The 9,459-nt window shown below is 36.3% G+C and carries 10 protein-coding genes; 4 read left to right on the top strand and 6 right to left on the bottom strand.

What is annotated here, in order from left to right; all coding sequences use genetic code 11:
- A partial coding sequence (locus EQ827_RS07005) for a YjzD family protein (RefSeq protein WP_258231815.1) occupies nt 1-242 on the top strand: 242 nt, incomplete at its 5' end.
- Nucleotides 243-287: 45 nt separating this feature from the next.
- Here the strand turns inward: EQ827_RS07005 and EQ827_RS07000 are convergent.
- The 6 genes from EQ827_RS07000 to obgE form a co-directional block, all read right to left on the bottom strand.
- On the bottom strand, nt 288-1,010 hold the full coding sequence (locus EQ827_RS07000; protein WP_181190288.1) for a hypothetical protein: 723 nt from the start codon (nt 1,008-1,010) through the stop codon (nt 288-290).
- A gap of 67 nt (nt 1,011-1,077) precedes the next feature.
- Nucleotides 1,078-1,263, bottom strand: a complete 186-nt coding sequence (gene rpmF, locus EQ827_RS06995) for a 50S ribosomal protein L32 (RefSeq protein ID WP_181190287.1) — start codon at nt 1,261-1,263, stop codon at nt 1,078-1,080.
- A 153-nt stretch (nt 1,264-1,416) separates the two neighbouring features.
- On the bottom strand, nt 1,417-2,223 hold the full coding sequence (locus EQ827_RS06990; RefSeq protein ID WP_258231814.1) for an SDR family NAD(P)-dependent oxidoreductase: 807 nt from the start codon (nt 2,221-2,223) through the stop codon (nt 1,417-1,419).
- A gap of 7 nt (nt 2,224-2,230) precedes the next feature.
- Nucleotides 2,231-3,166: a ribonuclease Z gene (rnz, locus tag EQ827_RS06985; RefSeq protein WP_181190286.1), complete on the bottom strand. Its 936-nt coding sequence runs from the start codon at nt 3,164-3,166 to the stop codon at nt 2,231-2,233.
- Between the two features lie 17 nt (nt 3,167-3,183).
- Complete coding sequence (locus tag EQ827_RS06980; protein ID WP_181190285.1) at nt 3,184-5,097, bottom strand: acyltransferase family protein; 1,914 nt, start codon at nt 5,095-5,097, stop codon at nt 3,184-3,186.
- Nucleotides 5,098-5,117: 20 nt separating this feature from the next.
- Complete coding sequence (obgE, locus tag EQ827_RS06975) at nt 5,118-6,398, bottom strand: GTPase ObgE (protein ID WP_181190284.1); 1,281 nt, start codon at nt 6,396-6,398, stop codon at nt 5,118-5,120.
- A 166-nt stretch (nt 6,399-6,564) separates the two neighbouring features.
- Between obgE and EQ827_RS06970 the strand changes: the two genes are divergently transcribed.
- The 3 genes from EQ827_RS06970 to EQ827_RS06960 all read left to right on the top strand — a co-directional run.
- Complete coding sequence (locus EQ827_RS06970; protein ID WP_181190283.1) at nt 6,565-7,323, top strand: DeoR/GlpR family DNA-binding transcription regulator; 759 nt, start codon at nt 6,565-6,567, stop codon at nt 7,321-7,323.
- Nucleotides 7,320-8,237, top strand: coding sequence for a 1-phosphofructokinase (gene pfkB, locus EQ827_RS06965; protein WP_181190282.1), 918 nt, complete (start codon nt 7,320-7,322; stop codon nt 8,235-8,237). Before EQ827_RS06970 ends, pfkB begins: the two co-directional genes overlap by 4 nt.
- Before the next feature lie 17 nt (nt 8,238-8,254).
- The coding region (locus tag EQ827_RS06960) for a fructose PTS transporter subunit IIA (RefSeq protein WP_181190281.1) at nt 8,255-9,459 on the top strand (1,205 nt) is incomplete at its 3' end.

Here is a 9,459-nt window from a genome sequence, read left to right as displayed (position 1 = left end):
AAACTTCTAGAAAGGCTCTAAATTATATGTTAGAATGCTTCTATGAAAGTGAGATGGATGTTATGAAATATCTCGTAGTCATTTTCTGGACAATCATTTATGGTCAAGTAATTGGTTTTATTGGTTCATCGCTTGTCAGTGCTGCATATAATCCAATGAACGCTTTGATTGTTTCAGTAATTTTTGGCATTATCTTATGTCTTTTGCCAAACGTACTCAAAGCTGACACTAAAAAAGGATAACCTGTGGGCTATCCTTTTTTATATGGTTTTTAAGATCTCTTGAATCTAACGCGTTATATATAAATAAAATTTACTACTAGATACTCCTAATTTAAATTGCTTACCATTAGAAGTGATAGTCTTGAGTGAAGTTTGATTTTTCTTTGCTGCTCGCATTTGTTTGCTTAATTGTTTCAATACACTACGTCCATTAGCACCAACTAACTCACTCATGGTTACAATTGACTTAGCTGTAGTACTCATACCGCTTTTAGTTTTAATAACTTTTAAGGGATAAATTAAGGTCATTGCCATTAATTGATGTTGTTGAACATTAATTCTGATTGTTTGTTGTGGCATTTGCACAATATTTTTCATTTTGTTATTTAAATTTAAATCCAAAGTAGGCTTTTGTTGTTGAGCCATTAATAAATAATTATACTTTTGGGCAAAAGCTTGATAGGGCATTATAGCTTTAGATTTTGTAATTTGCACTACTTGTGACAAGCGCTGCTGGTGATAATTACTCTTAATAGTTACACGCTGCTTTTGCGGTGCTCGAGCAATATTAATGGCAAAAGAGCCATCATGATTAACAGCTTGATGAAATTGTGCTTGAGAATCTAACTGATAACTAACTTTAGCTTGGGGATGTGTTTTTCCCTTAATCACCGTTACCATCTCATCAGCATAGTAATTTTGCTGATCAGTAGACAAAAAGTTGCGGGAACAGGCTGTCATCAGCAATATTATAGGCAATAATAAGACTAATTTGAAATTATTTTTCATTTTTTCACCTAAATCTATTTTAGATAAAGAAAAGACAGACTAAAAAGTTTTAATCTGCCCTCTTATACTAATTATTACTTTGGTTAGCGTTAACTACTTGGCGACCTTTGTAGTAGCCCTTAGGTGAAACATGATGATTCATCCGATATTCACCAGTTGTAACGTCAAATTGAATATTCGGTTGACTTAATTTGATATGTCCCCGACGTTGGCGCTTTTTTTGTTTTGAAGTTTTTCTTGCTGGAACAGCCATATTTAATTATCTCCTTTTTTAAGATTACTCTTACAGATACATAAAATACTAATATTTGTCAGTACCATACCTATGATATGTTACTATCAAATTCAAATTAGGGCAAGGATTTTTTTAAATTTTCTCAAGTTTATTGATAATAATGTTGACTAATTATTTTTTATTACCAATATGTTGTGTAACATAATCACCCACATGGGGCATGATTTCATAAAAAATATGCCCTAATTGCATCAAATGCGGAACATTAATCTCTCGTATGGGCCGGCCAATGCTTTGAACAATTTTTTGAGCTAACTGATCAGGATCAAGCATCAAAGCACCAACAGATTGAACGTAGCCACCTGTATGGTCAGCTATTTTAAAAAAGTCGGTTTTGACTGGCCCTGGATTAATAGTTGTTACTTGGATATTAAAGGGGCGCAGCTCCAAACGTAAACTATTGGAAAAAGCAATTACTGCTGCCTTAGTAGCTGAATAAATGGCTGATTTAGGAGTTGCAATTTTTCCCCCCATTGATCCTAAATTAATAATTTGACCTAATTGCTGTTCAATCATATTGCTAGCGACATAACGCGTCATCAACATTGTACCTAAAACATTGACTTTAAACATCTTATTCCATAAAGAATAATCAGTTTGCACAAAGGTAGTAAAATCACCAAAACCAGCTGCATTAATTAACACATCAATATGCTGATATTTCTCTATAATTGTGGCAATTGTTTCTTGAACATGTTTAGCAATACTAATGTCGAGAACAACATATTCAACAGTTCCAGAACTTAAGGCCTGACACTGCCGCTGCAAACTTTCTAAGCGATCTTGACGACGAGCAATTAAAATCAGATTAGCATTTTTATAAGCTAACTTTAAAGCCGCTTTTTGGCCAATACCAGAAGAAGCGCCAGTAACAATGATATTTTTAGCAGTTAAATCCCGCAATTCGGTAATATTCATAGCAACATTACTCCTGTCGTTTAAATTTTATAGGAAATCGGTCAAAATCTTTTACCACATAACTTTTAGGAAAAACTTTGCGGGCATCATTCAGTAATTCATAAAATTTATTACCCACATAGCGTGCCGAAATATGTGTTAGCAATAGTTGGTTGACACATGCTTTTTGGGCAACCATTGCAGCTTGTTTACTTGTGGAATGAAAATGTTGACGAGCTAATTTTTCTTCAGCTCCGGATAAAGTGCTTTCATGAACCAAAACATCCGCTTGACTAGCTAGGTTAATACTTTCCGGTGTATAGCGAGTATCTCCTAAAATAGTAACAATTCTTCCAGCTTGTTTAGGACCTAAAAAATCGCGACCATCTATAAGAGTACCATCGTCTAAAGTTATTACTTGGCCTTGTTTTAACTTGCCCCACAAAGGACCATTAGGAATATGGTACTGCTGTAATTTATGCACTAATAGTTCTCCTGGATGGGGCTTTTCTTCAATTCGATATCCATAAGAAATTACTCGATGGTCTAACTTTCCACAAATAACTTTAAAAGTCGAATCTTCAAAAATAGTACCAACTTGATTAATTTCATGATAGTTAATCGGGTATCCCAAATGACTATCTGATAAATTTAAAGTAGTTTGAATAAATTTTTTGATGCCTACTGGACCATATAAATCCAAAGGAGTACCGCCGCCTTGAAAAGATCGAGATGATAAAAGTCCGGGCAATCCAAAAATATGGTCACCATGTAAATGTGTAATAAAGATTTTATTGATTTTACGCGGGCGAATCGTGGTTGCTAATATTTGCTGCTGGGTAGCTTCGCCAGCATCAAAAAGCCAAATTTCATTACGTTCGTTTAAAAGCTTGAGTGCCACGCTGCTAACATTACGGCTGCGTGATGGTGAGCCAGCACCAGTTCCTAAAAATTCTAATTCCATTTCTTACTTCCGTATCTTTAATATTTGGTATTTTTTAAAATTTGTCGAGCAATAAAATAACTATAGTGTTTTGAGCCTAGATCATTAGTATGGACTTGGTCGTCAAAAAACCATTCCGGATGTTGATGTGCATATTGATACCAATCAATAATATGCAAATTTTTGGTTTGCTTAGCTGCTTGTTTTAACACAGTATTGACTGGTCTTTCCCAAGAACGAGTAGGAACATGCACATTAATCCAAAACACTTGGCATTGGGAGCCAGCAAGCTTCATAACATGTTGAACTTGTTGAGGACTAATCATGCCATTAGTGCCCATGCCAATAAGCAGTACTTTAGGCAATAAATGCTGCTTTTTATAATCTTCCAAAAGGTTAATAGCCACTTCAATACCACGGCTAACATCTGCATTAATGAGCATATTAGGAAATATCTTTCGCAAACCATTTGAGCCATCAACCATAACAGAATCGCCAATCGCTAAGACTGATAAATCTTGAGCTCGCTGCAAATCAAATTGTGAAATTCCCATTTTTTGATAAGCGAGATTGACAGGATGTTTCTTGGCACCCTTTTGCCATTTTTTAATACGCTTATTCCTAGTTTTACTAGTCTTAGGTTGGGAATGGTCTTGTATTTTATTAAGAATACGCTGATTATTTTTATTGTTTTGCAAATGATTTTTTTTAATTTTTTGAGCTAGCGTACCATGATTAACATCTTTGGTGGAAGCCGAACTTGATTGAGTTAAGCCATAAAATCCGCCTAAACAAAGCAAAAGCACAACCATTACTGTCAGTTTAGCACTAACTTTTTTTGAAGTACGCACTTGTGAGCACAACTTTTTCCAATTTTGCTGAGCTAAGGGCTGCTCAATGAAATAATATGATAAACAGCTAATTAGAATAATTAAACAAAATTCGATAACCGGGTATAAAAAGCGATGATCCGCTAAGTTCATGACCTTTGCTTCAAAAAAAATCATTACAGGAAATTGATACAGATAGATACCATAACTTAATTTACCAACTTCACTAAAAACCTTATTGGTCAAAAGTTGGTTCCAAATAGAAGCTGGGTGGGCAATCGTGGCAATAAAAATAGTTGTTACAATGGAAAAGATAAACATTCCCCCACGATAAACTAAGGGCTGGGTTGCCTTCATTTTTAAAATGAATAGCAACATTATCAAGAAACTAGCTGCACCTACAACATCCAAAAGAATTTTATCTCCGGTTCGAATATTCAATCGGAGATGATCACTGGGCCAAATAAAAGCTAATAAGCAGCCGCTTAGGAGGGAAAACATCCTTGTGTCTGTTCCATAATATACCCGACTAGGGTCTGTTTGGGGGTTATAAAGTCCAGCCATCAAGAGTGCTGATAAAATCATGGCTATTAATGTTAAAAGTACTACTCGTTTTTCAGAAATCAATTTTAACAAAAATACTAAAATCAAGGGCCAAAGAAAATAAAATTGTCCCTGAATGGATAAAGTCCACATATGAGTAAAAGGCGATTGATTTCCAGCAAAGCGTTCAAAATATGATTGACCATGGGCAATCTGCCAAAAATTGTAAACATTTAGTACATTAGAAATAAAAATTGCCCGCAAATTAACTAATAAATTTTTTTGGAATAAAACTATATAAGAACTAGCACTGAAAAGCATCAGCAATAATCCAGGATACAAGCGCTTAATTCTTTTGAGATAATACCTAGTAAAATCAAAAGTACCTTGTCGACGTAACGAACGTAATACTTGATCAGTAATTAAATAACCCGTCAGTACCAAAAAAATTGGCACTCCTAAATATCCACCAGCAAAAACCTCCGGATTTAAATGGTATAAAATTACTCCAAAAACGCCTATTGTCCGTAAACCGTCAAAACCAGTAATATAACGACGGGGTTTTTGATTGTTATTCACTTTAATCCTACTCCACAACTTTACATAAAATCAAATTCAAAATCATCAATAACCACAGTATCACCAGTTTGAGCTCCCGCTTTTTGAAGAGCTTCATCAACACCCATTTTTTGCAATTTACGAGCAAAGCGCATGATCCCATCCTGATAATTTAAATTACTGCGCTGTAAAAGTTCACTCACTGCTGGACTAATAACTTGATAAGTATGATCATCAAGTGCTGTAATCTTAATTTCTGTATCCTTATCAGATTGATATTGATAAACTTTGTCACTTTCTGGTTCAACATTAGCGGATTGTTCAGGCAGGGATGTTAATAACTCTGCTGTATGCAATAACACTTCCCGTACTCCTTGATGAGTCACACTAGAAATTGGAAAAATTTGTTCATCTGATAATTGTAGCGTCTTCTTAAATTCCGCCAAACACTGCTCAGAACCAGTTAAATCCATTTTTGTAGCCACTATAACTTGTGGTCGCTGTAAAATTTGCGGATCATAATTTTTTAACTCTTGCAAAATCTGCTGATAATCTTCTACTGGATTACGACCATTATTAGGATCCATTTCCACCAAATGTAAAATTACTCGAGTTCTTTCAACATGGCGCAAAAATTGAAATCCTAAGCCTACTCCTTGTGAGGCACCAGCAATTAACCCGGGTAGATCAGCTAAAACAAAATCACGGCCGTCTTCAAGTTGTACCATACCTAAATTAGGCGTTAAAGTTGTAAAATGATAAGCTGCAATTTTAGGTTTGGCAGCCGTTGCTACTGCTAATAAAGTGGATTTACCAACGGAAGGCAATCCAACCAGGCCCACATCAGCTATTACCCGTAATTCTAACTTAATAGCCCGTTGTTCACCCAAGCGGCCATTTTCAGCTATTTCCGGAGCAGTGTTCCGCGAATTAGCAAAATGAATATTGCCTCGGCCGCCATGACCGCCTTTAGCGACTATTAATTCTTGTTGATCTTGGGTCAAATCACCTAAAACTTCCCCACTATCCAAGTCGGTAACTATCGTCCCAGGCGGCACACTAATATAAACATCTTTAGCATTTGCACCATGCATTGACTTAATCATACCATTACCGCCCGCTGAGGCTTTAAAGTGGCGCTGATAACGAAAATCCATTAATGTTCTTAATCCTGGATCTACTTTTAATATAATACTACCGCCATTACCGCCATCGCCACCGGCTGGGCCGCCATTCGGTACATATTTTTCATGGCGAAAGGCCACTGCGCCATCGCCACCTTTTCCTGCTTTAACTGTAATTGTTACATTATCTACAAACATGTAGTTCCTCCAATGCTTCTTATCAATCAAATATTTTACCATACTTAAAGATTAATATGATAATTATCCTCTTTAAATATATTTAGAATTTTTTTGAACTATTTTGGTTTATTTTGATTGCTTTTGAACAAAAATAGTGTATGATATTTTTGTGAGGTGAGTGTAAGTGATTACAGAACGGCGCCACCAACTGATCTTACAGCAATTAAAGAGTAGTCATGTTTTAACCATTCAGGACCTTGTTCGGCTTACTAATGCTTCGGTTTCGACAATTAGACGAGATTTGGTACATTTAGAAAAAAAGCAATTACTAATCCGTATTCACGGTGGTTGCAAGACAACTAATTCTAGTCTATCCGAGGAACCTAAAGTCGCTCAACGGCAACGCTTATCACTGCCACAAAAACAGTTAATCGCTCAGTATGCTGTAACTTTAGTTCAAGATAATGAAGTGATTTTTTTAGATTCTGGAACTACCGTGCAAAAAATGATTCCAGAATTAACTCATCTAAAACACTTATTGGTAGTTACTAATAGCGTTGATAATGGATCGCTCTTAGCTGATTTTCAAATTAGAACTATTGTTTTAGGCGGTTCTTTAAGAGCTTTAACAAAAGCAACTGTTGGGGCTAATGTTCTGACCTATTTAAACAATTGTCACTTAGATCGGGCTTTTATGGGAACTAATGGTTTTGATAGTGTTCATGGTTATACAACTCCTGACCCCGATGAGTCTGCCGTTAAAAGTCTTGTAATTAGACAAGCAGACCAGGCCTATATTTTAGCTGATAGTTCTAAATATCAACAAACTCGCTTCAGCAAATTTGCTGAGCTAGCGGATGCTGATTTGATCACTGATCATTTGACAACTGCTGCTTATCAGCAATTAAGGCACTATACTAAAATAATGGAGGTTAAGAAATGATTTATACCCTTACTGCAAATCCTTCAATTGACTATGTTTTGCAGTTACAGCAACTGAATTTAGGAGCTGTTAATCGCACTAGTGCTGACTTTAAACTTCCTGGTGGCAAAGGCATCAATGTTTCTCGGATCTTACAGCAATTAAATATGAATTCAATTGCCTGGGGTTTTGTTGGCGGAGCAACTGGAAAATTATTTGAATCTTTACTAGCACAAAACGAATTAAGCACTGATTTTGTTCCTGTTAGTGGCGATACACGGATTAATGTTAAAGTTAAAGCTCAAGAGGAAGAAACTGAAATAAATGGTCAAGGTCCAACTATTACTCCCGCTGAAAAAGCAGCACTTTTGAAAAAAGTTCAACAAGTTCATGCTGGTGATGTAGTGGTTATGGCTGGCAGCCTACCGCCTAATTTAGATAATGATTTTTATTTAGATATCGCTAAAATAGTTATTAAACAAGGTGGTGATTTTGTTATTGATACTACTGGACAAGCTCTTTTAGATACTTTACCTTTGCATCCCTTAGTAATTAAACCTAATCACCATGAATTGGCAGATTTATTTCACACTACCTTTAACGATACTCAATCAATAATCACTGCAGCCAGAAAGTTACTGCAGCAAGGTGCCCAACATGCCTTAGTTTCTATGGCGGGCGCTGGAGCGCTTTTAGTAACAACTGAACACGCGTATCAGTGCAACGCACCTAAGGATGTTGTTAAAAATTCCGTTGGTGCTGGAGACTCAATGATAGCTGGGTTTGTAGGTACATTTATGAAAACCCAAGATCCAATTGAAAGTTTCCATCAAGGTGCTGCCTGTGGTTCTGCTACTGCATTCAGTGAAGATTTAGCTGATAGTAAAAAAATTAAAGAAGTTTATCAAAAAATTAATATTACTAAAATCCAATAAAAAGTGAGGAAAAATTGATGGATCTTAAAGAATTACTTCGCAAAGATGTCATGATCATGGATCTTAAAGCAACCACTAAAGAGGCTGCTATTGATGAAATGATTGACAATTATAAAAAACATGATGTCATTGACGATGTACAGCTATTTAAAGCAGATATTCTAAAGCGCGAAGCAGAAACCAGTACCGGAATTGGTGATGGTATTGCAATGCCCCATGCACGCGACAAGGCTGTAAAAAAAGCAACGGTAATGTTTGCTAAAAGTAATCAAGGTGTTGACTATGATGCACTAGATGGCAACCCTGTTAATCTCTTTTTCATGATTGCAGCTCCCGATGGTGCCGATAGTTTACATTTACAGGCTTTAGCTGCCTTATCTTCACTGTTAATCAATCCTCAACTGGTTGCTGATCTTAAAAAAGCCACTACTCCAGAAGAAGTTCAAACCCTCTTTGATCAAGCTGAAGCTGCTAAAGAAGCTAAAGAGCAAGCCGATGCAGCTAAACAAGCTGCACAAAAAGATGCTGCAGATGAAACAGCAACTCAACACAAGGGCTTTATTGTTGCTGTATCAGCTTGCCCAAATGGAATTGCCCATACCTATATGGCTGAAGCCGCTTTAAAGGAACAAGCTGAAAAATTGGGCGTTGATATTCGTGTTGAAACTAATGGCTCTGAGGGTGTTAAAAACCGCCTCACAGCTGATGAAATTAAACGTGCTGATGGTGTCATTCTTACTGCCGACAAAAAAGTTGAGATGCCCCGCTTTGATGGCAAACCTTTATTAAATCGTCCAGTTATTGATGGTATCAATAAAGCTGCTGAATTAATTCAAAAAGTTGAAAATGGTGAAGCTCCAATTTATCATGCTGATCCTTCAGAAGCTGGTGCTAGCGATTCTACTAATACTGAAGATGAGAAATCACTTTGGTCACGTGTCTACGCTGATTTAATGAATGGTGTTTCGCATATGCTACCATTTGTTGTCGGTGGTGGTATCTTAATGGCTCTTTCTTTCTTGCTAGAAAATATTGTAGGGCCTAAATCTACAACTTTTCTTTTCTTAAATGGAATTGGCAATTATGCTTTTAGTTTTTTAATACCAGTTTTAGCTGCTTATATTGCAGTTTCTATGGCTGATGTTCCGGCTTTAATGCCTGGATTTGTTGCTGGATATATGGCTTCTCAAGCTCTGTCTCTTTTACACATCTCCGAGCCCAC

This window comes from Bombilactobacillus bombi (assembly GCF_013607485.1).
GTDB lineage: Bacteria > Bacillota > Bacilli > Lactobacillales > Lactobacillaceae > Bombilactobacillus > Bombilactobacillus bombi_A.
This window is presented reverse-complemented; position numbering and strand designations above follow the sequence as displayed.